The organism is Bacillus sp. FSL K6-1106 (assembly GCF_038005245.1).
Classification (GTDB): Bacteria; Bacillota; Bacilli; order Bacillales; family Bacillaceae; genus Bacillus; species Bacillus altitudinis.
In genome coordinates this window covers 585,807-610,925 of record NZ_JBBOSV010000002.1, presented here as the reverse complement: position 1 = coordinate 610,925, position 25,119 = coordinate 585,807, and the positions used below count along the sequence as shown (strand labels likewise).

Sequence of the window (25,119 nt, the reverse complement as noted above, 5' to 3'; positions counted from 1 at the left end):
AAAAATAGACTTTAGTCCTGGCAGGTGTGTAACGTATGGCGGCATTTTTTAAATTGTTCGAAAAACCTGGTGTCAAGAGGTTTTCAGTATTTGTAGTATTAGCCACAGCATTATATCTATTAAGAGGAATGATGAATTTAATCCTCCTGACCTTCATTTTCACTTTTTTAATGAACCGGTTAGAAGAGGTCATAAGAGGCTTTTTAAATCGCTTCCTGAAAATAGGACAGAAATCAGTCATCACCATTTTGTACATCCTTCTAGCTGGTGGATTGACGTTTGGCGGCTTTGTGTTTGTGCCCATCATTGCTAAACAGGTGGAACAGTTATTTCATTTAGGGAAAAAGATTGCAGATCATCCACAAGATTTACCCTTCTTTGACGTCGTCACCAATGTGTTCGGAGATTTCAAAATATCTTCTTTCTTCGAGAAAGGGTTTAATTTCCTCTATACATACTTAACAGATTTCAGCACGTTCAGTATCCAGGTCATTATGTCCTTAATATTAAGCATGTTCTTCCTGTTCGAAAAGGAACGCCTCATTCAATTCATGAATAAGTTCAAAACGAGTAAAATCTCCGTGTTCTATCATGAAATTGCCTTCTTTGGACGTAAGTTTTCCAGAACATTTGGTAAGGTACTTGAAGCACAGTTCATCATTGCAACAGTTAACTGTGTCTTAACGACAATTGCGCTTGGCATTATGGGCTTTCCGCAATTATTTGGATTAGCGGTCATGGTCTTCTTGTTAGGTTTAATTCCGGTAGCGGGTGTGGTCATCTCCCTCGTTCCACTCAGCATCATTGCGTATACACTTGGAGGCGGAATGTACGTCCTATATATTGTGCTGGTGATTGTGATCATCCATGCCATTGAAGCCTACTTCTTAAATCCGAAGCTCATGTCAGCTAAAACAGAGCTCCCTATTTTCTTCACGTTTATTGTCCTGATCTTTTCTGAACACTATATTGGCATTTGGGGACTGATTATCGGCATCCCAATCTTTGTGTTTATCTTAGATATCTTGGAGGTCACGAATAAGGAAGAAAGTAATTAAAAAGTTCATATGAACCTGTTTACAATTTTCTAAAAATAAGGTATAAATAGTATGAAAATATCATATTACCACACGCTTAATCCTTCTAAAGGAATGGGGGACCCAAGTTTTTGGGGTGAATTTTTCTTATTTAAGAAAAAAGGACATCTCTTCGTCCTAACCCGTCAGCTAACCTCATCAGCGTGAAGAGAGTAGACAGTGGTACACGTATGGACACGCAGGCCCACGAGAAGACTCTCTCGTGGGCCTTTTTGACGAGGAAGGGGAGATTTTATTGAAGCTTGCGACGAAAATTATTATTGCTTTAATTGTAGGTGCAATCACAGGACTACTGCTCAACATTTTTGCTCCAAATGTATTCAAAGTGTTAGACCCTTATCTATTTACACCTCTAGGTCAAATCTTCTTAAACCTGATTAAAATGTTAGTTGTACCGATTGTCTTCTTTTCGATCACACTTGGTGTAGCAGGCCTTGGCGATCCGAAAAAACTTGGCAGAATCGGCGTAAAAACCATTACTTACTTTCTACTCACTACAACTTTTGCCATCATTATTGGCATTTCATTGGCCTTACTTATTAAGCCAGGCGCATTTGGCAATTTTGATACGAAAGCGGCAGAATATTCCGCTGAGGAAGCCCCATCAATGGCAGACACACTACTCAATATTATTCCAACCAATCCAGTCCAATCTCTAGTTGAAGGAAACATGCTTCAAATTATCGTCTTCTGTGTATTTTTAGGTCTTGGCATTGCCTTGCTCGGTAAAAAAACAGAAGGTTTGCTGAAGCTGTTTGAACAAGGAAATGAATTAATGATGTATCTTGTCGGTGTTGTGATGAAATTCGCACCGTACGGGACATTCGGTTTGATCGCAACGGCGATTGGCAGTCAGGGGCTCGATGCCATGAAAGCGATGGGACTTTACTTCTCAGTCGTCTTAATTGCGCTGATCTTGCATTTCTTCCTGACCTATGGGTCAACCGTTGCCCTATTAGCTAAACGAAATCCAATGGCATTCTTCAAAGGATTTTCTCCAGCGATGGTTGTTGCATTTAGTACATCAAGCAGTAACGCAGTGCTGCCAGTATCAATGGAAACAGCTCAAAAGCGCTTAAAGGTGCCAGAACCTATTTCAAGCTTTGTGCAGCCGCTAGGTGCGACCATTAATATGGATGGTACAGCGATCATGCAAGGGGTTGCGACTATTTTTATCGCACAAGTGTATGGAGTTGAATTAACCCTTGTTCAAATGCTGACAGTTGTCTTAACGGCAGTACTAGCAAGTATTGGCACAGCAGGTGTCCCAGGGGTAGGGCTCATCATGCTAGCCATGGTTTTAAATTCCGTGAATCTTCCTGTTGAGGGCATTGCGCTGATCCTTGGCATAGACCGCTTATTAGATATGGCAAGAACCGTGGTCAATATTACAGGTGACGCAGCATGTGCGGTGATTGTATCTGAAACCGAGAAGAAACATGAGAAGGAAGCACCAACACCTAATTTATCACTGTAACAACAAGAAGGGCTGACTGGATCAGCCCTTTTTTTCGTGGAACGGCTTGTCTAGCGTGATATACTTTTTACAGGATGAGCGGCCGTAACTGCCGCCATAGGTTTTACATCAGAAGGAGGAACCACTTTGCAGTCTGCTGTTCTACACATAGAGAACGTCGATAAACAAATTGGCCGGCATCAAATTTTGCAACATATTTCGATGGACATTAGGCAAGGGGAAATTGTCGGTTTACTTGGACCAAATGGGTCTGGAAAAACGACCTTGATTCGATTGATTGTTGGCTTGATGAAAAAAAACAACGGCCGGATCATCATTAATGGATATTCTCAAGATGATGATCATCTAAAGGCGATGTCATCTGTTGGGGCGATCATAGAAAATCCGGAATTTTATTCATATTTAACAGGTTTTGAAAACCTTGAGCTGTATGCGTCTATGCATGATGGAGTTTCAGAAGAGCGCATTTTTGAAGTGGTAAAAAGAGTTCGTCTGGAGCACGCCATTCACCTGAAGGTCAAAACGTATTCACTAGGGATGAAACAAAGGCTCGGGATTGCACAAGCCATTTTGCATAAGCCCAATCTGCTCATTTTAGATGAACCAACAAATGGGCTTGATCCCGCAGGAATGAAGGAGTTTCGAGAGCACTTGCAAATGCTTGTACAAGAAGAAGGTGTCTCTGTGTTATTTGCTACACATCTTTTGCATGAAGTAGAAGAGCTTTGTGACCGCATGATCATCATCCAAAAAGGACAGATCAAAGCCAATACAAACCTTCGCGACATGGAAGGAAAAGAGCAGGTGCTGATGAATATTCAGCCAGTAGAAAAGGCAGTTTCATGGCTAGATACGCAAGGATATACATATGAACAAAGGGATCAGCATGTGCTGGTTCAACTGAAAAAAGACCGTGTGCCGGAGCTGAATAAACAGCTTGTCTTAGCAGAATTTGATGTACTTGAAATGACGCCTCAAAAACAATCAATTGAAGAGGCCTTTATGAAATGGACGGAAGGCGGGACGGCAGATGCTTCAACTCATCAAGAATGAACATAAAAAAATCACGAGACAAAAGATCACATTCATTGCACTTGGACTGATTGTTGTCTTTCAATTGACAATGGCTCTAGCATTAAAACGAGTCATTTCCGGGCTTGGCGGGCAAGATACAGTCGCGAACTATTTTGCTTATTCCACGAATGTTGTGTTTATTTTACAAGTGTTCGCTGTCGTGATTGGCGCCACATTGATCTCAACAGAGTTTCAAAAGAGAACCATCAAGTTCTTGTTGATTCGGCCGAAGACAAGGCTTCATATTTTCTTGTCAAAATACATCACTCTTGTGCTGATGGTCCTTTACCTGTTTGTTTTTTATTATGTGTTCGCTTTTCTTTTTGGCCTTATTTTCTTTGGTACTGATTTTGATGAAAGCACTGGCCGGTTATTTCTGCACACATTTGCTGTGATTGGATCACAGTGGGTGGAAGTGGTCATGATGGCAAGCTTTGCTTTTCTGTGCTCAAGTTTGTTTAGAAACAGTCTGATTGCACTTGTGACTTCATTTTTCGTCTTATACGCGGCGAAATCATTAGTGTCGATCATGTCTCTTTTAGAAAATCAGTGGGGGAAAATTCTACTTTTCGCTAATACGGACTTCACACAATACAGTTTTCAAGGTCCGCCGCTCTTTCAGGGCATGAGCCCTCTGTTTTCGCTATTCATTGTAGGGGCGCATTTCGTTTTCTTTGTTGGTGCTGCTTGGCTCCTTTTTTGGAAGCGTGATGTAAATGTGTAAAAATTGTGTCAAATAACAAGAAAAATTCGTGACATCTTTGTGAAAACGAGTCTGTATTTCACGATAACCGGCTGATTTTGTCTTATAATAAGACAGAGTCATGGAGGTGGCACTATCGTGAAAAATTTTATTACGGCTTTACCTATTTTGTTGCTGTTGTCGTTTTCGTTTGTGTCTTTTGCCTTCCAGTTTGATCATCTTGTTTATTTCAGACTAGCGCTAGGGATCTTTTCATTAGCGGGTCTTTTCTTTCTGTATACACTTAAAAGAAACATGAAATGGTTCATGGTCTATTTATATGCAAGCTGGATCGTTCTTGCTGCCGTTACGACATTTGAAGAACCCGTGTTTTCACAATTCTTCTTCGGTGGTTTAACGATGACAATGGGTTATCTAACATATATGCTCATCTATTTAGGAATGAAACAAGACCGTGTAGCGAAATCACATTAAAACAAAAGCCGATAAAATCGAAGAATAGATTTTATCGGCTTTTTCTTTTCTTCAGGCAAATAAAAAAGCAGCCATCTGTTTGACTGCTCTTCTTGTGTTTATGATTCACGTCCAGCAGCGGCAAGCTGCTTCTGGTGCTTTTTGTCGATGGTTTCGTATATACTTTCCATCATTTTAGGGTCTTGCATGATTGCTTCCTTGTTTTCTTCGATCAATTGCTGATACGTTTTGATTTTCTTCTTAGACATGTAACTCAACGCTCCTTTGGTAGAATGGACTCTATAAGATTTCACACAGATGAAATTGATAATCATTTTCAATTAGCATCTCCATTATACAAAGCAGAATGTCATAAGTAAAGATTCAATTCAGAAAATTCACGTAACCGACATATTCCCATCCATATCGACGATGAATTCTTTCCCAGGAAATAATCCGCTGTCAAACCTTGTCATGAAATCAGATCAAACATTCCTGTCGATGTTGAAACATTTTAGCCGCACATCTCGTCTTATGAAGAGATTTGATTTAAAAGGATATAAAAAAAGACACCAGCATAAGTTGGCTGATGTCTCCATTCAAATGAGTTATGAAACGTGTTCTTGAAGAAACTCTGTTACTTCTTCAGGTGATTTAGCGTTGGCACTGTGTAAATGACCTGTTTTTTCGCCATTTTTGAAAATTAACAGACTAGGAATTCCCATGACCTGATACGTTTCCGCTAACTCAGGAAAGTCGTCTTTGTTTATTTCAAACCATTCATTCTGAGCATAAGCCTCTAAGATGTCTGGAATGAACATGTCCATTCTAGTGCAATCAGGGCACCATGTCGCAAAAAATTTAACGATGACCTCTTTGTCTGATTGAATGATTTCGTTGAATTGTTCAGTGCTTGTAATTTTTTTCAATTTGTCACAACTCCTTTTCAATGTCATTTTAATATAAAATAAAGGCGAATGACATACAAATGCTCGGGGGGGCGCTTACAACCTTTACAAATCATTTCAATTCCGTAACAACAAAAATTAATTAGAGCATTTTTGCTTGAAAGTGATAAGATAGTAAAGATGAATTTTAGTGGGGGGAGTATCCATTGAAAATAAGTTTAGGATTGGTTTACGGCGGAAAGTCAGCCGAACATAATGTATCACTGCAAACAGCCCTTGCAGTTACAAAAGCACTTAACACTGAGAAGTTCGATATACATCCAATTTATATTACAGAAGAGGGCGAATGGCTAAGAGGAGAAAAACTCACTGAACCAGTATCAAACGTCAAAATGCTTCAATTTGAACAAAATGCAAAGACGTTTTTACCAACTTCTTTAAATGAAAGCATGTTTCCACAGCCTGCATCAGCTGATGAAAAGATTGATGTCGTCTTTCCATTGCTACATGGGCCAAATGGTGAAGATGGGACCATGCAAGGGTTACTTGAACTAATGAATATCCCGTATGTCGGTAACGGCGTTCTCGCGTCTGCTGCGGGTATGGATAAAGTCATGATGAAAGATGTGTTTGCTCAAGCTGGGCTTGCGCAGGCAAAGCATCTTTCCTTCAATAAAAAGGATTATGAGAAAGCCATATCAGACAGTCTAGAACAGGTAGAAGCAGTTCTCGGGTATCCTTGTTTTGTGAAACCTGCCAACATGGGATCAAGTGTCGGAATTAGTAAATGCCGCAGCAAAGAAGAGCTGCAAACAGCATTTGATTTGGCTTTCCAATATGATCGTCGTGTTGTTGTGGAAGAAGGCGTTGTAGGACGAGAAATTGAAATTGGTGTATTAGGAAATGACGAGCCGAAATGCTCAGTCGTTGGTGAAATTGCACCTAAAACAGATTTTTATGACTACAAAGCAAAATATGAAGATGGCGATACAGATTTGATCATTCCTGCGAGTGTGACAGAGGAAGAGTACAAGACGATTCACGATATGGCGATTAAGGCATTTAAAGCCATTGATGGATCTGGCCTCGTACGTGCAGATTTCTTCCTAACAGAAGAAGGCGAAGTGCTGATCAATGAAGTGAATACAATGCCAGGGTTCACACCTTTTAGTATGTTCCCGCTGCTTTGGAAACATACTGGTGTAGAGTATCCTGAGCTGATTGAGAAGCTGGTGTCACTTGCAATTGAGCGCCATCAAGAAAAACAAACCATTAAAACCACTTTTTAATGTAAGAAGCAAGCAGACACTATCCTACAGGTAGTGTCTCTTTTCCTTCAAACGTGAAATGAGAAAGAGAGGCGAAAAAACATGATCAAACGTACAGTGAAACAAGTCGCCCAAATGGCTGGTGGCACATTATCGAATGAAGCTTTTGGCGAAGAACAGATACACGGAGTGACAACAGATACACGAAAAGTATCAAAAGGCGCACTATTTATCCCGCTTATTGGGGAACATTTTAACGGTCACACTTTTGCTTCAAAAGCAGTGGAGCTTGGAGCGGCAGCGGTTCTTTGGAATCAAACAGAAGCGAATCCACCGTTCGGTGTACCTGTCATACTTGTAGAGGATACTTTGACAGCACTCCAACAGCTTGCAAAATCATACTTAAAAGAGGAAAACCCTCGAGTTGTCGGTATTACTGGAAGTAATGGCAAAACAACGACGAAAGATATGATCCATTCTGTCCTACAAACGACATACAGAGTCCACAAAACAGATGGCAACTTTAATAATCACATTGGACTTCCACTGACCATCCTTGCGATGCCAGAAGGAACCGAGATTGCTGTACTAGAGATGGGCATGAGTGCAAAAGGGGAAATCGAATTTTTATCTAAACTCGCTGAACCTGATGCAGCTGTCATCACGAATATTGGAGAATCTCATATGCAGGATTTAGGATCAAGAGAAGCTATTGCAGATGCAAAATGTGAGATCACAAAAGGGTTAAAAGAGGATGGGACTTTTTATTATTTAGGAGATGAGCCTTTACTCCGCCAAAGAGCAAATGCCCTGGCACGCAGCGTAAAAACGTTTGGAGAATCAGAGGACTGTGATATCAAGGTGATTCACATTCACCAACTCGCTGAAGGCACTGAATTTCAAGTGGAGGGATATGCTCAAGGGTTTCTCATTCCTGTATTAGGGAAACACAATGTAAAGAATGCTCTTGCAGCTATTGCAATCGGCCAGCATTTCGGTCTGAATGAAAGACAAATTGCCCAAGGGCTGATGCAAACGAAATTGACAGGCATGCGTTTAGAACTGTTTAAAACAGATAAGGGTATCACGGTTATCAACGATGCGTATAATGCGAGTCCTACGTCGATGAAAGCAGCGATTGATCTTGTAGGAGATATGGATGGCTTTGCTAACCGCATACTCGTTCTCGGAGATATGCTGGAGATGGGCAGTGAAGAAGAGACCTATCATTTTGAAGTAGGGGAGTACATCAAGCCTGAGTTTATTGATCATGTTTTAACGTTTGGCCGTCTTGGCGCATTCATTGCTGAAGGAGCGAAGAAAGCATTTGGAGACGATAGCGTGTCTTCTTATATGGACAAAGAAGAACTGAAGAAAAAACTAGCGGATGTGGCAGGACCTGACGATGTCGTTCTGGTCAAAGCTTCCCGTGGCATGAGATTGGAAGACGTTATTACTGCACTATAAATCAGATCGGCAAAGAAGGTGACAGGGTGATTGGCTGTCTATGTATACACGGTTTTACTGGTGCCCCGTATGAAGTAGAGCCGCTTGCGGAATATTTAAAGCAGACGACAGATTGGACGGTACAATCTGTCACGCTTCCGGGGCATGGGGAGGAACTTCAGCTCAAAGGCATTCTCTATCAGGAGTGGATTGCCACCGCTGAATTAGAACTCTTATCCCTTTACCGAACATGTGACACCATTTATTTGATCGGCTTTTCTATGGGCGGGATGATTGCCTCATATTTAGCAGCGAAGTATCCAGTGGCCCGTCTTGTTCTGTTAAGTGCTGCTGCTAAATATGTAAACCCAAAACAAATGATTCAAGACACAAGGCAGATGGTGAAGGAATCCTTGTCTGGTTTGATTGAGACGAACCCATTGTATGATCGATATCGTCATAAGCTGACGAGTACACCGCTATCAGCTGCTGTAGAATTTATGAAATTGGTGAAGCAAACGAAAGGTTCTCTTGAAAAGCTTCATCTACCTGTCTTGATCGTTCAAGGTGAAAGTGATGGGATCGTCCCCGCTTCTAGTGCGGAATTCATTTATCATAAAATCCCGTCCCGTCAGAAAGAAATGTTCTATTTACCTGATTGTAAACATCACGTTTGTCATGAGCCTTGTGCACAGCAATTGTTTGAGAAAGTCGAACAATTTCTAAAAAAAACAATTTAATCTATAGAAAAGCTAAAATGTGGCTAAACTAATATAAATTGAATCCCACTTGTTAAAAATTGCATCATTTTTGTCGAATGAGTGACAGGCCTATGTTACAATAGGTAAGAAAAGGTGGTCGATTCGGTTGTTTCAATATGACGGAAAAACCTTTGTCCCGCAGTCTAATTCGAGCAATGGGGAAGTATCGGAAGGAACCATATTTCAATATCGTCAGGACGGGAATATTTTAACGGGCACATATCAAGGCGGCAGTATTCAATCTGGCGTGCTTGTAGGAACTGTGAATAAAGACGGAGCACTTCATTTTAGATATCACCATGTAAGTAAGGATGGCAGCATGAGAAGCGGTTCATGTCATTCCACTCCTAAGCAGCTGGATAACGGAAAAATTCAACTGTTTGAAAAGTGGAAATGGATGGACGGAGATCAAAGTGAAGGTGAATCGGTCATTGTCGAGCAGTAGATATATCCATTTCTGTCTTGTTGAAAAACAAATAGTGTAATGGTAAGATATAATGTAGGGTAATTCGGGCTTTGTATATAATGGACCTGTCCTTTCATACAAAGGGCAGTTTTTAATGATCATTCACGAGATTACTGAAACAGCAATTAGAAGGAGTTTGAATAATTTGACTATAACGTTTCAAGATTTTCAATTAAGCGAAAGTCTCATGAAAGCTATTAACCGCATGGGATTTGAAGAAGCAACACCGATTCAAGCGGAAACAATTCCTCTCGGTCTTCAGAATAAAGATGTCATTGGACAAGCACAAACAGGAACAGGAAAAACTGCAGCGTTTGGTATTCCTCTTGTAGAAAAAATCGACCCAGCGTCTCCAAATATCCAAGCGATTATCATTGCGCCAACAAGAGAATTAGCGATTCAAGTATCTGAAGAGCTATACAAAATTGGCCAAGACAAGCGTGCGCGCGTACTTCCGATTTACGGTGGACAAGATATCGGTCGCCAAATCCGTTCGCTCAAGAAAAATCCTCATATCATCGTAGGGACTCCAGGACGTTTACTCGATCACATTAACCGTCGTACAATGCGTCTTCAAAATGTTGAAACAGTCGTGCTTGATGAAGCAGACGAAATGCTAAACATGGGTTTCATCGAAGACATTGAATCGATCCTTTCAAATGTACCAAGTGAACACCAAACACTTTTATTCTCTGCGACAATGCCTGCACCAATTAAGCGTATTGCAGAACGTTTCATGACAAACCCAGAACACGTAAAAGTAAAAGCGAAAGAAATGACTGTATCTAACATCCAGCAGTTCTACTTGGATATCCATGAACGTAAAAAGTTTGATACATTGACTCGTCTTCTTGACATTCAATCACCTGAGCTTTCAATTGTCTTCGGCCGTACAAAGCGCCGCGTTGACGAATTGACTGAAGCACTGAACCTTAGAGGTTATACAGCTGAAGGAATTCATGGTGACTTGACTCAAGCGAAACGTATGGTTGCGCTTCGTAAATTCAAAGAAGGTTCAATCGATGTGCTTGTAGCAACAGACGTTGCAGCACGTGGACTTGATATTTCAGGCGTAACACACGTGTATAACTTTGACGTGCCACAAGATCCAGAAAGCTATGTACACCGTATTGGACGTACTGGACGTGCTGGACGTACAGGTATGGCGATGACATTCATCACACCACGTGAAAAAGATATGCTTCGTGCGATCGAGCAAACGACTAAACGTAAAATGGATCGTATGAAAGAACCAACACTAGATGAGGCAATCGAAGGACAACAACAAGTAACCATTGATCGTCTGCGCACAATCATCAGTGAAAACAACTTAAACTTCTACATGACAGCAGCTGCTGAATTATTAGAAGATCATGATTCTGTTACAGTGGTTGCGGCTGCCATCAAAATGATGACAAAAGAGCCAGATGCAACGCCTGTTCGTTTGACAGACGAAGCACCAATGGTTTCAAAACGCAATCGTAACAACCGCAGCTCTTCAAAACGTAGAGACGGTGGCGGCGGAGGCGGCTATCGCGGAAAAAGCCGTTCATCTTACGGTGATAAAAAGCGTTCTTCAAATGACCGCAATCGTTCTTCTAACGATCGTCGTCAAAAGAAATCTTATAACAACTAATTCAAAAGCGAATCCTTTGCAGGGTTCGCTTTTTTTAACAGGCCTAATGAAACTTTTAAGGCTTTCTTTCGTAATATATTGATAGAAAAGTAAGAGAATGGGGGAAGAATGTGAGAAAACAGCCGCAACGTCAAATCAGCTTAAATGGATTAAAAGTATGGCGTCTTCAAAATGGAATTATCTCATTGATTTTCTTATTCATCATCATTGGGGTATTTGTAGCTAGTTATTATTTTCAATGGCCATATTGGATTGGAGCCATCCTCATCGGTTTGTGGATTTTACAGGTCATCTTCGGAATCTGGCTCATACCGAAAATCCGCCATCACATCTGGCGCTACGAAGTATTTGAGAACGAAATTGAAATACAGCACGGACTGATTCGTGTCACACGTGTCATTGTGCCAATGGTACGTGTTCAGCATGTGGATACTTCTCAAGGACCGCTTTTAAGGCGCTACCGGTTGGCATCTGTTCAAATTTCTACTGCTGCGACAGTGCATGATATTCCGGCGCTGGAATTAGAAGAGGCAGATGAGCTTCGCGATTACATATCTCGATTAGCAAGGGTGACGGAAGATGATGTCTGAACCAAAACGTGTACATCCAATCTCGATGTTCATTGATTTTATATCAGATGCCGTATCCATGATCAAAAACTTCATTATCCCTTTTTTCGTGCTTATTTTTGTGAACTCGAATTCAAGTATTCGTTTTTATGCGTTTATCATTCTTGGTGTGCTTCTTTTATGGAAAGCTGTTTCAACCGTTTTAGCATGGAGACGATTCACCTATCGAATGGAAGACGATGAATTTCGAGTAGAATCAGGTGTCATCACCAAAAAGAAAAAGTATATCTCATTAGAACGAATTCAAACGGTGAATACAAGTGAAGGCATCTTCCAGCGGATTTTCGGTTTGGTTCGGGTGCAAATCGAAACGGCAGGCGGGACGGATGGACCTGAAGTGAGCCTGACGGCCATTACAAAAGCAGAAGCTGAGCAATTAAAGCAATCGATTTTCAACCGGAAGAAAAGCTTGCAACAAGAAGAAATGAATGATGAAAATTTAGATCTCCCTGATCCTCTGACAGCGCAACAGCCTGTAGAAAAAGAAATCAGTGTTTCCTACCGAATGGGTATACCAGAGCTGCTTTTGGCTGCGACCACTTCAAGCGGAATCGGCGTCATTATTTCTGGGTGTCTCGCCATTTACACACAAATAGATGAAATTCTGCCTTTGGACGGATTCTTCAAACGGTTTTCTTTTTTAAGTCATGCGAGTGTTGAGATTTATGCGATTCTCATATTTATTGCCGTATTGATTGCGTGGATTCTTAGTGTTGGGGTAACAGCCCTTCAATATGCGAATTTTACCGCAAAACGAAAAGGGAAAGACATCATCATCACAAGAGGACTCATTGAAAGGCATCAAATGACCATTCCGCTTGCGAGAATTCAAGCAGTGAAAATCAAAGAAAATATTCTGCGTGAACCATTTGGTTTTGCGACGGTCATGCTTGTCAGCGCAGGAGGTTCCATTACAGAAAAAGAGACCTCTTCTGTCTTATTTCCACTCATACGGAAGAAAAAAATCAATGAATTGTTAACGCAATTTACAGATCAATATCAGCTGGCACTAGAAAGTGAATTGAAAAAAGTGCCGAAGCGTTCACTAAAACGTTATCTGATATCTTACGGATTTGTTCCATTACTTGTAGGTATAATCCTTTCTGTACGTTTTCCACCATGGGGATATTTGGCGCTGGTTCCATTACCATTTGCCTTGTTTTTTGGGTATTTAGCCTATAAACAATCAGGATATGTGATCAAAGATCAACTGATTCAATTAACGACAAGAGGTATCGGCAAGACCACCGGAATTGTTTTAAGAAAACGAATGCAAAACTATACGATGACCCAATCCTATTTTCAAAAGAAAGGGCGGGTGGCAAGTATTCACACCTTTGTGAAGTCCTCTGCCTTGCTTGATTCCTTTGGTGTGCATCACCTTGAAGAGGAAGATGCTGCACGTGTATGCGATTGGTATTCCTATGAAACGAATCAATCAACTTAAACCAAAAAATGTCGATCAGCTCCCGTTAAACGGAGTGATCGACATTTTTTATGAGCTTAATAGCGTCGTTTTTTTGAATGGAAGAATAGGGTGATCGGTGCTAGGATCATGCCGCCTATCAATCCAAATAAGTGGGCCATGATGTTGATGTTCGAGTTGACGAACGTCATAATGACAGAAACGCCGAGAATCGTTAAGATGACCTGAGAATTACCACGGTCCATCATATGTGGTTTAAATAGGACAAGATAAAGATAGACGCCAAATAAACCAAATATCGCACCAGAAGCCCCGACATGTACGTACTCTAAAGGCTCCACCCAATAGGTTCCGAGATTGCCAATGAATCCAGCACCCAGATAAATCACAAGAAATCGAACCTTTCCAAGCAAATACTCAAGTGCTGGAGCGAATAGGAAGAGCGACATGGAATTGAACAGAATATGTGTCAGACTTCCGTGAAGAAAAATAGGCGTTAAAAGCCGCCACCATTCTCCTGCTGCAACACCATAATTAAAACCAACGAGATGGTCCTGCCCAAGCTGGATCATTGGAATAGGGATTGCAAATAAAAGCCATAGGCCGATTTGCAAAGCAAGGATCGCTGTTACGATTGGATACGATCTAATAAATTGTTGAAAGCTCTCCGTTCGAATAAACATAACAAACCCCTTTTGACTAGATAATGGTAAGTTTATAGTAACACGTTTATGAAGCGAACAACCAAATTAGTACGAGTATCATAGGAGGTACCTCATGATTAAAGGAATCGGTATGGATATTGTAGAGATCGGCCGGCTGTCACGAGTGCTTAGCAGGCAGCCCCGTTTACCAGAAAGAATTTTGACTTTACGTGAACAGGAAGTCTTTCGCACACTAAGTGAAAAGAGACAGCTGGAGTTTCTAGCAGGCCGTTTTGCGGCGAAGGAAGCATTCGCAAAAGCATACGGTACGGGAATTGGTCAGTATGTCAGCTTTCACGACATCGAGATACAAAAAGATGCGAACGGAAAACCTCTCATCAAAAGTGAGAAAACAAAAGAAGACTACGTTCATGTATCCATTACACACACAAAAGAATATGCTGCAGCACAAGTTTTAATTGAAAGGTTGTCAAGCTAGTCTGCATATTGTTTGTCCCCCCTTCATATATTGGGTAGTGCGATAAGGAAGGGCGAGTTGCTAACAGGCTTTGATGGTTCGCGGTACGCAGTTAACTCTTGAGGCGTACTGTTAAAGTCAAACAAGCGGTTTCTTCCTTTTAACACAATTAACGAAGGGGTTGAAAAGGGTGAGAAAAAGCTTTGTTTTGCTTGTAACGGGGATCCTTTTTGTACTGATTCTCTCCGCATGCGGTCAAAAATCTCAACAGGATATCGTTGGAGATTTAAACAAAAAGGCAGAGGAAATGACATCATACAAAGCCAAAGCAAAAATGACCATTGAGACAGGAAATGATCCGCAGGAATACCATGTGGAAATTTGGTACAAGAAGCCGGAGCTTTACCGTGTCTACTTAGAAAATCCGAAGAAGGATCAGAGTCAAGTCATTTTAAGAAATGGCAATGGTGTATTTGTGCTGACACCTTCATTAAACAAAAGCTTCCGCTTCCATAGCGATTGGCCGAACAACAGCAGTCAGGTGTATTTATTTGAATCACTTGTGAAAGACATTAAAAATGACAGTGCAGCTCAGTTCAAAGCAAAAGAGTCGAAGTACGTTTTTGAAACAAAAACCAACTATCAGCACAACCAAATGCTGCCGACCCAAGAGATTACCTTTCATAAAAAAACAATGGCGCCTGCCAGTGTGAAAGTACTGGATAGCGATAAAAAGCCAATGGTGAAAGTAGAATTCTCTCACTTTGAATTCAACAAATCCTTTGACAAAGACGCCTTTGATGAGAAGAAAAATATGACACTTTCTCAAATGGATGTTGCCACAAGTGCAGATCCATCTGACAGCTTTGCGGTGAAAACACCTGTGGATATGCCAGAGGGCGTGAAGAAAATGGAAGAGAAAGAAATGACAACAGATGCCGGGAAGCGTTATGTGATGACGTATGGCGGAAAGAAATCCTTCACACTCATTCAGGAAAAAGCGCGGGTAGCAGAAGCGTCTACGCCTGTGACAATGAACGGCGAGCCAGTCGATCTTGGCATGACAGTGGGTGTTCTGACAGACAAATCTCTTTCTTGGACATCTGATGGAGTTGACTACTTGATTTCTTCAAGTGATCTATCGAAGGAAGAGCTCTTGATGGTTGCCAAAAGTGTAGAAGGACAGTCAGCGAAATAGGCGAGATTCTTAACATAACAACAAATCAGCCCTGTGCAGGGGCTGATTTTCTTTGAGTTGTTTCACATTATTCTGGATTTTTAGTATCATATGAGGGGATTGAATCATTCAATAGGGAAGTGTGACGGATGGACACAAACGCCTTTTATAGAGACACATGGGCAGAAATTAATTTATCAGCAATCAAGCATAATGTTTCACATATGAAAGATCATATCGGTCAAAATGTTCAACTAATGGCTGTGGTGAAAGCCAATGCATATGGACATGGAGATATAGAAGTGACAAGAGCTGCTCTCAAAGCAGGAGCAGACGTATTAGCCGTCGCCTTTTTAGATGAAGCCATTTCTTTAAGAAATAAAGGCATCAAAGCACCAATACTGGTACTCGGCGCTGTACCTGCTGAATATGTCAAAGTCGCCGTTCGATACAATGTCATCATGACTGCATACTCCATCGATTGGCTGAGAGACGTCACCAACATGATAAAAGGGCAGATGGGACAGCCTATACGATTTCATTTGAAAATAGACAGCGGAATGAACCGATTAGGTGTGAAAACGATTGAGCAAGTGAACGAAGTGAAAAAACTTGTCAGCGAGCACTCTTATTTACAGCTGGAAGGCGTATTTACTCACTTTGCGACAGCAGATGAAAAGGATGAGTCCTACTTTGATCGGCAGGTCGACACCTTTCAAACACTGCTTGAGCCGCTTCATACGGACAAGCTGCTCGTTCATTGCGCCAACAGTGCAGCGGGTCTAAGGTTTAAAGACGTCTTGTTTAACATGGTTCGCTTCGGTATCAGTATGTACGGGCTGTCACCGTCAGAAGAAATCAAGGATGAACTGCCTTTCAAGCTCGAAGAAGCTATGTCTCTTCATACAAAACTTGCCCATGTGAAGCACATTCAAAAGGGTGAGAGTGTCAGCTACGGAGCAACGTATACAGCCAATCAAGATACGTGGATCGGCACGGTTCCAGTTGGCTATGCAGATGGATGGATCCGGAAGCTGGCAGGAACGGAAGTACTTGTTGGTGGAAAGCGCCGGAAGATCGCCGGAAGGGTTTGTATGGATCAATTCATGGTTGAACTGAAAGACAAGCTTCCAGTAGGGGAACCGGTCGTTTTAATTGGTAAGCAAGGAGAAGACATGGTACCAGTCGATGAAATCGCTAAAAGACTTGAAACCATTAACTATGAAGTCACGTGCTCGATTGGCCACCGTGTTCCAAGAGTATATATAGAAGACGGCAAAAGAGTGCAAGTGCGGAATCCACTCCTTCAAGGCGGGTCAAGTTTTTTATAAACAACATTCAAAAAGAACGATAGTCAAACTGACTTCGTTCTTTTTTATTCGACAAAAATAGGGTAAACATTCTCCCTTTTTTAGAGATTTTGGAAATACCGTATGATTTTCGGAAAAAAGCGTATAATGGGAAAGAGGAACTCCATTATCATCTTGATTTACGGGTGGCGAGCCGCTTCATGTTCTAATAAGAAATCATGAAAAAACAGCTTTGCTTGTGCATTGAATAATGGTATGATTAGTCTTGGAATGGATCGATACGGAATCCGTAAGTTTTGTGGAGGTGTATGTTTTTTGTCTGAATCCAGCGCAACAAACGAAATGAAGATTCGACTGCCGGAGACTTTAATGTCTGAGATCGAACGAGTAGCAGAGCAGGATAAGGTAACAAGAAATGAATTGATCTACCGAGCGACAAAAACGTATATTCGTGAACGTAATATTCGACAAAATCGTGAATCGATGAGACGCGGCTACATGGAGATGGCGAAAATTAATCTGAATATCTCTTCAGAAGCACAATACGCAGAGTTTGAGGCTGAGAATACAGTTGAGCGATTAGTCAGCGGGGGTTAAACATTTGATTGTTAAACGCGGTGATGTTTACTTTGCTGATTTATCTCCTGTTGTTGGCTCCGAGCAGGGCGGGGTTCGCCCAGTATTGGTGATTCAAAATGACATTGGAAATCGCTTCAGCCCGACTGCTATCGTTGCAGCCATAACAGCCCAAATACAAAAAGCGAAATTACCGACTCACGTCGAAATTAATGCAAAGCGCTACGGCTTTGAACGAGATTCTGTCATTCTTTTGGAACAGATTCGTACGATCGATAAACAAAGATTGACAGATAAAATCACACATCTTGATGATGAGATGATGGAGAAGGTTGATGAAGCCTTACAAGTTAGTTTGGCTCTTATTGATTTTTAATATGGTGATACTTGGTTGCTCTATTGGGAGCAACTTTTTTTGTGTTCAATTTTTTTTAACGTTATAATGAAGAAAGACTAAAGAAGAGCTTTAAATGTAAGTAGGGGGTAAAACATGTCGAATCATATCGTGTTAGCTTTTGCAAGAAAGCACCAAAAGGAATTAGAAACAGAGTGGACGGACATTTTAAAACGACTCGGAGAAAAAGAAACGGACATGATGCTGAACGACAAAATGTATGAAACCATCTGTTCGGAATATGTTCAACTCATCATTACATCTCTTTCAGAGGGGGGTAATGAGGATTTTGAAGAAAAAGTGCAAAATTTTGCTTTGAAAATCGTTCAAATGGGTATATCACTTAAGTTACTGGCAAACGGTCTAACGGAAATCCGTACACATTTATATGAAAAAATGAACGATGACAAAGATACAACACAAGAAAGTCATGACCTCATCTGGCAAATCGATCGATTCATCACACCCATCCATAATGAGATCTTAAACCAGTATTCCATCTCATGGGAAAAAACCGTCAGCCTTCAAAAAATTGCGCTGCAGGAACTTTCTGCCCCGCTAATCCCTGTGTTTGAGCACATCACCGTCATGCCACTTGTTGGCACAATTGATACAGATCGTGCGAAAAAAATTATGGAGAACCTGCTTAATGGTGTCGTCAAACATCGCTCACAGGTCGTTTTGATTGATATCACGGGTGTACCTGTCGTGGACACAATGGTGGCACACCATATTATTCAAGCGTCAGAGGCTGTGAGATTAGTAGGAGCGAAGTGTTTACTTGTTGGTATTCGCCCGGAAATAGCCCAAACGATCGTTAACCTTGGAATTGATTTATCTCAGGTTACAACAAAGAATACCCTTCAAAAAGGAATTCAAACTGCTTTGGAAATGACAAATCGAAAAATTGTTTCATTGGAGGGATAACCAATTGAGAAATCACCCGAAGATTCCAATCTTAAAATTATATAATTGTCTTCTGATTTCAATACAGTGGGAGCTTGATGATCAAACAGCTCTTCACTTTCAAGAAGACTTACTGAATAAAATTCATGAAACAGGAGCAAACGGTGTGGTCATTGACTTAACATCCGTCGATATGATTGATTCATTTATCGCAAAGGTATTAGGCGATGTGATCACCATGTCCAAGCTCATGGGGGCAAAAGTTGTATTAACAGGAATACAGCCGGCAGTCGCTGTGACGCTTATTGAACTTGGCATTTCACTGGAAGAAATTCAGACAGCACTAGATCTTGAACAAGGGCTTGAGACACTGAAGCGGGAATTGGGGGAATAGATATGAAAGACCAATCCTGTGTAAAAATATTGACGGAATGGGACATAGTCGCAGCAAGACAATTGGGGCGGAATGTTGCAAAAGAACTTGGTTTTGGAACAGTTGACCAAGCAAGAATTACGACGGCCATTTCAGAATTAGCTCGTAACATCTATTTATACGCTGGTAAAGGTCAGATTTGTATAGAAGAAGTAATGGAGCGCGGAAAGCGTGGACTCAAAGTCATCGCAGCCGATGAGGGGCCTGGCATCATGGATATACGTAAAGTAATGGAAGACGGATTTTCTACATCAGGCGGACTCGGAGCAGGCTTGCCGGGCGTCAGAAGACTGATGGATGAATTTAAATTAGATTCCGCACCAGAACAAGGAACTGAGATACAAGCTGTCAAGTGGCTTCGCTAGGAGGGAAACCATGGATTTTAAGGAGGTAATGGAGCAGCGGTACCATCAGCTGCTCAGTCGTTATATCAGTGATTTAACTGAAACATCGCTTTATCAAGCTCAAAAATTTAGCCGTAAAACCATTGAGCATCAAATACCTCCTGAAGAAATAGTGAGTGTTCACCGAAAAGTGATTCAGGAGCTTTACCCTGATTTGCCGGAAGATGTCTTTCATTCACTAGACTTCTTAATTGAAGTCATGATTGGATACGGACTTGCCTACCAGGAGCATTTAACACTAAGAGGCATCCAGCAAGAAATTAAGTCGGAAATTGAAATTGCTGCAAATGTTCAGCAAACCCTTCTGGAAACGAAAATTCCAGAAGGAGACACATTTGATATCGGAGCCATCAGTGTGCCGGCAAAACAGATGAGCGGGGATTATTACCATTTCGTAACAGATCACGATACAATCAATATCGCGATTGCAGACGTCATTGGGAAAGGCATTCCAGCTGCGCTCTGTATGTCGATGATTAAGTATGCGATGGACTCCTTGCCAGAGTCAGGAAGCGGCCCAACGAAAGTGCTCAAAACCCTTAATCGTGTGGTCGAGCAAAACGTAGACCCAAGCATGTTTATCACCATGTTTTATGGCAGCTATAATAAAGAAACACATGAATTTAAGTACGCATCGGCTGGACATGAGCCGGGCTTTTTCTATTGCAAAAAAGAGAATCAATTTTACGATTTAGATGCGAAGGGTCTTGTGCTTGGAATTGCACCAGATTTTGATTATAAGCAGTATGAGAAGCATTTGGACGTAGGGGATATGGTGATCTTATTCTCTGATGGTGTCACAGAATCCAAATCGGAGGATGGCTTCCTAGAGCGTGAGGATATCAAAGCCCTGATATCTGAGAACCTATCCTATTCAGCTCAGGAAATGGTGGATTCCATCTATGACAGCTTACTCAAGCTGCAAGAATTTCAGCTGCATGATGATTTTACGTTACTTGTCCTCAAAAGGAAGGTTTAGAAAGTGCATAGACGGGTATATAAAATTCAAGGAAACAAGAATTTCGAGGTGAATGCATAATGAATATGTCTGTAAAAGAGCATCAAATAGATCAAAAAACAAAAATTAGTGTTAGCGGAGAAATCGATGTGTACTCTGCTCCTCAGCTAAGAGAAACACTCATGCCTAAAGCCGAGGCGGGCGAGCATCTAGAGATCTGTTTGAAGGATGTTACGTATATGGATAGTACAGGATTAGGTGTATTTGTTGGGTTGTTTAAAGCAGCTCAAAAAGCAGGTGGAACACTAAAGCTTGAGAACTTGTCAGAGCGGCTTGTAAGGTTGTTTGAAATCACTGGACTAAAGGACATCATTGACATTTCTGCAAAGTCAGAGGGTGGGGTACAATGAACGAAACAGTAGATCTAATCGAGATGAAAATACCGGCAAAACCAGAATATGTAGGCATCATTCGTCTGACTCTTTCAGGCGTAGCGAGCCGAATGGGCTATGTCTACGAAGAGATCGAAGACTTAAAAATTGCCGTCAGTGAGGCTTGTACAAATGCAGTTCAGCATGCCTATAAAGGTGCAGATGGCGAAGATGGAGAGGTAGCGGTTCGCTTTCTTGTCTATGAAGATCGTCTAGAAATCATTGTCGCTGATAAAGGCGGTAGCTTTGACTTTAAGCAAAAGCAGGAAGACCTAGGGCCGTACACATCTGCTCATACGGTGGATCAATTGGCAGAAGGAGGTCTTGGTTTATACTTAATGCAAACATTGATGGATGAAGTCGAGGTGCAAGCAAACTCCGGAGTTACCGTGGCGATGACAAAGTTTTTAAACAGGGAGCGAGTTGACCATGACACAACCATCCAAAACTATGAAACTAACTAAAGATGAAGTGGATCGCCTCATTCAAAGCTATCAATCCAACCAAGACGAGCAGGCGCAGCTAACACTAGTTGAGTGTTATACAAATCTTGTGGATATGCTCGCGAAGAAATACTCCAAAGGAAAAAGCTTTCATGAGGATTTAAGACAAGTTGGAATGATTGGTCTACTCGGCGCAATTAAGCGTTATGATCCACTTGTCGGTAAGTCATTTGAGGCATTTGCCATTCCAACCATTATCGGGGAAATCAAACGCTTTTTACGTGATAAAACATGGAGTGTCCATGTACCAAGACGAATTAAAGAGCTTGGACCAAGAATCAAGATGGCAGTTGATCACCTGACAACGGAAACGCAAAAGTCACCTAAAGTACAAGAAATCGCAGAATATCTAGATGTAACAGAAGAAGAAGTTCTTGAAACAATGGAGATGGGCAAAAGTTATCAAGCGCTGTCTGTTGACCAAGGCGTAGAGGCAGATTCTGAAGGAAGCACTGTGACGATTTTAGACGTCGTCGGCTCACAAGAAGAAGGGTACGAACGTGTAAACCAAAAAATGATGCTTGAAAGTGTGCTTCACGTTCTGACAGATAGAGAAAAAGAAATTATCAATCTCACGTATTTGCAAAATAAAAGCCAGAAAGAAACAGGCGATTTACTCGGCATATCTCAAATGCATGTATCAAGGCTGCAGCGGAAGGCAGTTAAAAAGCTACGAGATGCATTGTCAGAAGATGCGTCTATGGAGCTAGGGTAATGAAGCAGATCGAACAGCATGAGCATGTAAACGCCATTATCTATCAATCGAACAAAGAAGGAAAATCATGCTGCGGGGACAGTTTTTTTATTAAAGCAGATGATGAAGAACTAATTTGTGCTGTAGCAGACGGATTAGGCAGCGGCCAGTTCGCCAATGAATCATCTTCTTTAGTCAGCGAAATTGTCGAAGAATATGGACATGAGGATGTAATAACCCTCATTGATAGATGCAATCAAGCCATGAAAAATAAACGCGGGGCCACTGTAGCCATATTAAAGGTGAATTTTTCCCAACAGCAGTTTACCTATTGTTCGGTTGGTAACATTCGTTTTATCTTGAATGCACCTTCTGGCGACTATATTTATCCACTTCCGACATCAGGATATCTATCAGGTAAACCTAGAAAATACAAAACATACACCTATTCCTACGAAAAAGGTTCGACATTCATTATGTATTCAGACGGGCTGAATGTGCCAAACATGCGAATGTGTTTAAAGCATAGCCATTCAGTTGCAGACATCGCAAAAGAACTTGAAACATACACACAAGACAAGAAAGACGATCTCACCTATGTACTTGGTCAGCTTACATGAAATAGCTGACCTTTTTTCTGTTTTGCCGGTTTTTTTGATACACTAAAAGAGAAGACACAGTGAGAGGATGCAAAGTATGAAGACATCTGACTTTTTATTGAAACAAATTGCGACAGAATTAAAGCTTTCAACAAAACAAATTGGAAGTGTGATCCAGCTATTAGAGGATGGCAATACCGTCCCGTTTATTGCACGCTACCGGAAAGAGCAGACAGGCTCACTAGACGAGGTGCAAATTCAAACCATTTCTGAACGCTATACATATATCCAAAATGTGACGAATCGAAAAGAAGAAGTGATTCGCTTAATCGCTGAACAAGACAAATTAACAGATGAATTAAAACAGAAGATCGAACAGGCGCATAAGCTGCAAGAGGTCGAAGATTTATATCGACCATTTAAACAAAAACGAAAAACGAAGGCCAATGTAGCCAAAGCAAAAGGACTTGAGCCGCTTGCGGAGTATTTACTGCAGCTGCCAAACGATGAGATCAAAAAGAAAGCATCGGCTTTTATTAATGAAGAAAAAGAAGTCACAACCGCAGAAGAAGCACTAGAGGGCGCCCAGCACATCATTGCTGAACAGCTTGCGGATGATCCTGATATGCGGAAATGGATTCGCAGTGAGACGTACCAAAAGGGAAGTCTTGTCACATCAGGAAAAGACGTTGAAAACGACGAGAAAAACGTCTATGAAATGTATTACGACTATCAAGAGCCGATTAAAAAAATTGTGCCTCATCGTGTACTCGCGGTCAACCGAGGCGAGAAAGAAGGGATTTTGAAAGCAACCATCGAACCACCTGCTGAAAATATCCGTTTCTACCTCGATAAACAAGTTTTAAAAGGCAAGCAAACGACGGCGAGACCTTACATTGAAGCGGCCATTGATGATGCATACAAGCGCTTGATTCAGCCTTCAATTGAACGGGAAATACGAAAAGAGCTGACAGAAAAAGCAGAGGAACAAGCCATTCATATTTTCGCTGAAAACTTAAGAAAGCTCCTTCTTCAACCGCCGATGAAAGGGAAACGTGTACTTGGGGTGGACCCTGCGTTTCGTACAGGCTGTAAATTAGCCGTCGTGGATGATACAGGAAAAGTCCATCATATTGGCGTCATTTATCCGCACCCGCCTGTGCAGAAAAAAGCGGAAGCCAAACAAAAAGTGAAAGAAATCATTCAATCATCCAACATTGAAGTCATTGCGATCGGAAACGGAACAGCCTCAAGAGAGACCGAACAATTCATCGCAGACTTGATCCAAGAGCTGGACCAGCCAGTTTCATATTTGATCGTGAATGAAGCAGGGGCAAGTGTATACTCTGCATCTGCACTGGCAAGAGAAGAGTTTCCAGACTTGCAAGTCGAAGAACGAAGCGCTATATCCATTGCTCGAAGATTACAAGATCCATTAGCAGAGCTCGTGAAAATAGATCCGAAGTCTGTCGGAGTAGGCCAATACCAACATGACGTGAGCCAAAAGCAATTAAACAGCTCGTTAACCTTCGTGGTGGAGACGGTCGTCAACCAAGTCGGTGTGAACGTTAATACAGCTTCACAGGCACTGCTGCAATATGTGTCAGGTCTTTCAAAAGCCGTCGCAGGGAACATCGTCAAGCGCCGTGAAGAGATTGGGAGATTCACAAGCAGAAAAGAGCTGAAGGATATCCCGAGGCTTGGTGCAAAGACATATGAGCAGTGTATCGGCTTCCTGCGCATCACAGATGGACAAGATCCACTTGACCGCACAGGTATTCACCCTGAAAGCTATAAAGAAACAAAACAGTTTTTACGCATGATCAACATGACGCCAGACGATCTTGGAACAGAACAGTTAAAAGAGAAAATGGCTGAGGTCAAGTTAGACGAAGCCGCACAGCAGCTTGACATTGGTCCAATTACACTCCAGGATATCATTGATCAGCTGACAAGACCTGAGCGTGATCCGCGCGATGAAGTACCAAAACCTCTTTTGAAAACAGATGTGTTGAAATTGGAGGACTTGAAGCAAGGGATGGAGCTACAAGGAACGGTGAGAAACGTCGTAGACTTCGGCGCATTCGTTGATATTGGCGTAAAACAGGATGGACTTGTCCACATTTCGAAGCTGAGCAACCGCTTTGTGAAGCACCCACTTGACGTCGTGTCAGTCGGTGATATTGTGACTGTTTGGGTAGACTCCGTTGACCAGGCAAAAGGTCGGGTGGCTCTTTCGATGCTAAAACCAGAGTAAACAAAAAACGA

At 41.6% G+C, this 25,119-nt stretch carries 29 protein-coding genes and 1 riboswitch; of the genes, 26 read left to right on the top strand and 3 right to left on the bottom strand.

Going from position 1 to position 25,119, the window contains the following annotated elements; genetic code table 11:
- Positions 1-35 precede the first annotated feature (35 nt).
- The 5 genes from MHI20_RS17785 (at position 36) to MHI20_RS17765 (ending at position 4,825) form a co-directional block, all read left to right on the top strand.
- Positions 36-1,058: an AI-2E family transporter gene (locus tag MHI20_RS17785; RefSeq protein ID WP_007496515.1), complete on the top strand. Its 1,023-nt coding sequence runs from the start codon at positions 36-38 to the stop codon at positions 1,056-1,058.
- Between the two features lie 63 nt (positions 1,059-1,121).
- A riboswitch (cyclic di-AMP (ydaO/yuaA leader) is annotated at positions 1,122-1,255 on the top strand.
- Positions 1,256-1,332: 77 nt separating this feature from the next.
- Positions 1,333-2,574, top strand: coding sequence for a dicarboxylate/amino acid:cation symporter (locus MHI20_RS17780; protein ID WP_025206789.1), 1,242 nt, complete (start codon positions 1,333-1,335; stop codon positions 2,572-2,574).
- A gap of 126 nt (positions 2,575-2,700) precedes the next feature.
- Positions 2,701-3,627 (top strand): ABC transporter ATP-binding protein, encoded by a 927-nt coding sequence (locus tag MHI20_RS17775; protein WP_340940241.1) that lies wholly within the window; start codon positions 2,701-2,703, stop codon positions 3,625-3,627.
- On the top strand, positions 3,605-4,372 hold the full coding sequence (locus MHI20_RS17770) for an ABC transporter permease (protein WP_024720482.1): 768 nt from the start codon (positions 3,605-3,607) through the stop codon (positions 4,370-4,372). The genes MHI20_RS17775 and MHI20_RS17770 overlap by 23 nt, the downstream gene beginning before the upstream one ends.
- Positions 4,373-4,489: 117 nt before the next feature.
- A complete protein-coding gene (locus MHI20_RS17765) occupies positions 4,490-4,825 on the top strand; it encodes a hypothetical protein (protein ID WP_017366657.1) in 336 nt (111 codons plus the stop codon).
- A 98-nt stretch (positions 4,826-4,923) separates the two neighbouring features.
- Here the strand turns inward: MHI20_RS17765 and fbpB are convergent, their stop codons facing one another.
- Positions 4,924-5,073: a Fur-regulated basic protein FbpB gene (gene fbpB / locus MHI20_RS17760; protein ID WP_065461547.1), complete on the bottom strand. Its 150-nt coding sequence runs from the start codon at positions 5,071-5,073 to the stop codon at positions 4,924-4,926.
- Positions 5,074-5,412: 339 nt separating this feature from the next.
- Positions 5,413-5,733: a thioredoxin family protein gene (locus MHI20_RS17755; protein WP_008346934.1), complete on the bottom strand. Its 321-nt coding sequence runs from the start codon at positions 5,731-5,733 to the stop codon at positions 5,413-5,415.
- Between the two features lie 185 nt (positions 5,734-5,918).
- On the opposite strand from MHI20_RS17755, the gene MHI20_RS17750 reads away from it, so the two are divergent.
- From MHI20_RS17750 to MHI20_RS17720, 7 genes are all read left to right on the top strand, one after another.
- Entirely contained in the window at positions 5,919-7,001 is a 1,083-nt protein-coding gene (locus tag MHI20_RS17750) for a D-alanine--D-alanine ligase (RefSeq protein WP_056703464.1), read from the top strand.
- 81 nt (positions 7,002-7,082) lie between these two features.
- Positions 7,083-8,447, top strand: coding sequence for a UDP-N-acetylmuramoyl-tripeptide--D-alanyl-D-alanine ligase (locus tag MHI20_RS17745; RefSeq protein ID WP_340940227.1), 1,365 nt, complete (start codon positions 7,083-7,085; stop codon positions 8,445-8,447).
- 26 nt (positions 8,448-8,473) lie between these two features.
- On the top strand, positions 8,474-9,166 hold the full coding sequence (locus MHI20_RS17740) for an alpha/beta hydrolase (protein ID WP_144680395.1): 693 nt from the start codon (positions 8,474-8,476) through the stop codon (positions 9,164-9,166).
- A gap of 127 nt (positions 9,167-9,293) precedes the next feature.
- Positions 9,294-9,632 (top strand): hypothetical protein, encoded by a 339-nt coding sequence (locus MHI20_RS17735; protein ID WP_017366661.1) that lies wholly within the window; start codon positions 9,294-9,296, stop codon positions 9,630-9,632.
- 166 nt (positions 9,633-9,798) lie between these two features.
- A complete protein-coding gene (gene cshA, locus MHI20_RS17730; RefSeq protein WP_041507152.1) occupies positions 9,799-11,289 on the top strand; it encodes a degradosome RNA helicase CshA in 1,491 nt (496 codons plus the stop codon).
- Positions 11,290-11,399: 110 nt separating this feature from the next.
- Positions 11,400-11,879, top strand: coding sequence for a PH domain-containing protein (locus tag MHI20_RS17725; RefSeq protein ID WP_008346922.1), 480 nt, complete (start codon positions 11,400-11,402; stop codon positions 11,877-11,879).
- On the top strand, positions 11,869-13,365 hold the full coding sequence (locus MHI20_RS17720; protein WP_217967519.1) for a PH domain-containing protein: 1,497 nt from the start codon (positions 11,869-11,871) through the stop codon (positions 13,363-13,365). Before MHI20_RS17725 ends, MHI20_RS17720 begins: the two co-directional genes overlap by 11 nt.
- A 56-nt stretch (positions 13,366-13,421) precedes the next feature.
- Here the strand turns inward: MHI20_RS17720 and MHI20_RS17715 are convergent, their stop codons facing one another.
- Complete coding sequence (locus MHI20_RS17715) at positions 13,422-14,027, bottom strand: rhomboid family intramembrane serine protease (protein WP_007496491.1); 606 nt, start codon at positions 14,025-14,027, stop codon at positions 13,422-13,424.
- Positions 14,028-14,121: 94 nt separating this feature from the next.
- On the opposite strand from MHI20_RS17715, the gene acpS reads away from it, so the two are divergent.
- The 14 genes from acpS (at position 14,122) to MHI20_RS17645 (ending at position 25,108) form a co-directional block, all read left to right on the top strand.
- On the top strand, positions 14,122-14,487 hold the full coding sequence (gene acpS / locus MHI20_RS17710) for a holo-ACP synthase (protein ID WP_017366663.1): 366 nt from the start codon (positions 14,122-14,124) through the stop codon (positions 14,485-14,487).
- Positions 14,488-14,647: 160 nt separating this feature from the next.
- Positions 14,648-15,664 carry an outer membrane lipoprotein-sorting protein gene (locus MHI20_RS17705; protein ID WP_007496489.1) on the top strand — a complete coding sequence of 339 codons (1,017 nt, stop codon included), beginning with the start codon at positions 14,648-14,650 and terminating at the stop codon, positions 15,662-15,664.
- Positions 15,665-15,792: 128 nt separating this feature from the next.
- Entirely contained in the window at positions 15,793-16,974 is a 1,182-nt protein-coding gene (alr, locus tag MHI20_RS17700) for an alanine racemase (RefSeq protein WP_327872479.1), read from the top strand.
- 294 nt (positions 16,975-17,268) lie between these two features.
- Positions 17,269-17,550: a hypothetical protein gene (locus MHI20_RS17695; RefSeq protein WP_012008995.1), complete on the top strand. Its 282-nt coding sequence runs from the start codon at positions 17,269-17,271 to the stop codon at positions 17,548-17,550.
- A 4-nt stretch (positions 17,551-17,554) separates the two neighbouring features.
- Positions 17,555-17,905 (top strand): type II toxin-antitoxin system endoribonuclease NdoA, encoded by a 351-nt coding sequence (gene ndoA / locus MHI20_RS17690; RefSeq protein ID WP_003214169.1) that lies wholly within the window; start codon positions 17,555-17,557, stop codon positions 17,903-17,905.
- Between the two features lie 114 nt (positions 17,906-18,019).
- Positions 18,020-18,850 (top strand): RsbT co-antagonist protein RsbRA, encoded by an 831-nt coding sequence (locus tag MHI20_RS17685; RefSeq protein ID WP_024719204.1) that lies wholly within the window; start codon positions 18,020-18,022, stop codon positions 18,848-18,850.
- Positions 18,851-18,854: 4 nt separating this feature from the next.
- The gene (gene rsbS, locus MHI20_RS17680) at positions 18,855-19,223 is read left to right on the top strand and encodes an RsbT antagonist protein RsbS (RefSeq protein ID WP_003214235.1); all 369 of its coding nucleotides are present in this window, start codon (positions 18,855-18,857) and stop codon (positions 19,221-19,223) included.
- Between the two features lie 2 nt (positions 19,224-19,225).
- On the top strand, positions 19,226-19,627 hold the full coding sequence (locus MHI20_RS17675; protein WP_003214085.1) for an anti-sigma regulatory factor: 402 nt from the start codon (positions 19,226-19,228) through the stop codon (positions 19,625-19,627).
- Between the two features lie 10 nt (positions 19,628-19,637).
- Positions 19,638-20,645 (top strand): PP2C family protein-serine/threonine phosphatase, encoded by a 1,008-nt coding sequence (locus MHI20_RS17670; protein WP_017358394.1) that lies wholly within the window; start codon positions 19,638-19,640, stop codon positions 20,643-20,645.
- Positions 20,646-20,704: 59 nt separating this feature from the next.
- Positions 20,705-21,034, top strand: a complete 330-nt coding sequence (locus tag MHI20_RS17665) for an anti-sigma factor antagonist (RefSeq protein ID WP_017358393.1) — start codon at positions 20,705-20,707, stop codon at positions 21,032-21,034.
- Positions 21,031-21,519, top strand: a complete 489-nt coding sequence (rsbW, locus tag MHI20_RS17660) for an anti-sigma B factor RsbW (RefSeq protein ID WP_048001251.1) — start codon at positions 21,031-21,033, stop codon at positions 21,517-21,519. Before MHI20_RS17665 ends, rsbW begins: the two co-directional genes overlap by 4 nt.
- The gene (sigB, locus tag MHI20_RS17655) at positions 21,485-22,273 is read left to right on the top strand and encodes an RNA polymerase sigma factor SigB (RefSeq protein ID WP_012009000.1); all 789 of its coding nucleotides are present in this window, start codon (positions 21,485-21,487) and stop codon (positions 22,271-22,273) included. The genes rsbW and sigB overlap by 35 nt, the downstream gene beginning before the upstream one ends.
- The gene (locus MHI20_RS17650; RefSeq protein WP_024719202.1) at positions 22,273-22,872 is read left to right on the top strand and encodes a PP2C family serine/threonine-protein phosphatase; all 600 of its coding nucleotides are present in this window, start codon (positions 22,273-22,275) and stop codon (positions 22,870-22,872) included. The genes sigB and MHI20_RS17650 overlap by 1 nt, the downstream gene beginning before the upstream one ends.
- A 76-nt stretch (positions 22,873-22,948) precedes the next feature.
- Positions 22,949-25,108 carry a Tex family protein gene (locus MHI20_RS17645; RefSeq protein ID WP_061418053.1) on the top strand — a complete coding sequence of 720 codons (2,160 nt, stop codon included), beginning with the start codon at positions 22,949-22,951 and terminating at the stop codon, positions 25,106-25,108.
- Positions 25,109-25,119 lie beyond the last annotated feature (11 nt).